This window comes from Pseudomonas sp. SB113 (assembly GCF_040754745.1).
GTDB classification, from domain to species: domain Bacteria; phylum Pseudomonadota; class Gammaproteobacteria; order Pseudomonadales; family Pseudomonadaceae; genus Aquipseudomonas; species Aquipseudomonas grimontii.
Map to the genome: position 1 here is coordinate 1 of NZ_JBFMHW010000252.1, position 382 is coordinate 382.

The 382-nt window shown below is 61.0% G+C and carries 1 protein-coding gene; it reads left to right on the forward strand.

Annotation, left to right across the window (positions count from 1 at the left end; translation table 11 throughout):
* Window positions 1-382 (forward strand): TonB-dependent receptor plug domain-containing protein (locus AB1462_RS32435; RefSeq protein WP_367249227.1); only part of this gene is annotated, 382 nt, incomplete at both ends.

Consider the following 382-nt stretch of genomic DNA (forward strand, 5'->3'; position numbering starts at 1 on the left):
TCCGCGCTCTGCCTGCAATCGCCAGAAGTCGCATTGGCGCAGAGTGCCGCAACCGACGCCAATGCATCCGGGCAGTATGAACCGCTGATCAATGCCGACGAGCAGATCCAGCTCGACCAGATTACCATTGTCGCGGCCCGCACCAAGGGCAATGTGCTGGATGTGCCGATGACGGTGTCGGTCATCGACCGCGCGACGCTTCAGCGCCATGTCGTTCGCGACATTCAGGACATGGTTCGCTATGAGCCGGGCATCAGCGTCACGCGCCAGACCTCGCTGACCAATCCATTCGGGCAGCTTACCGGCTTCAACATTCGAGGCATGGGCGGCAACCGGGTACAGATGCTCGTCGATGGTTCGCGCGTTCAGGAGCAGATCACAG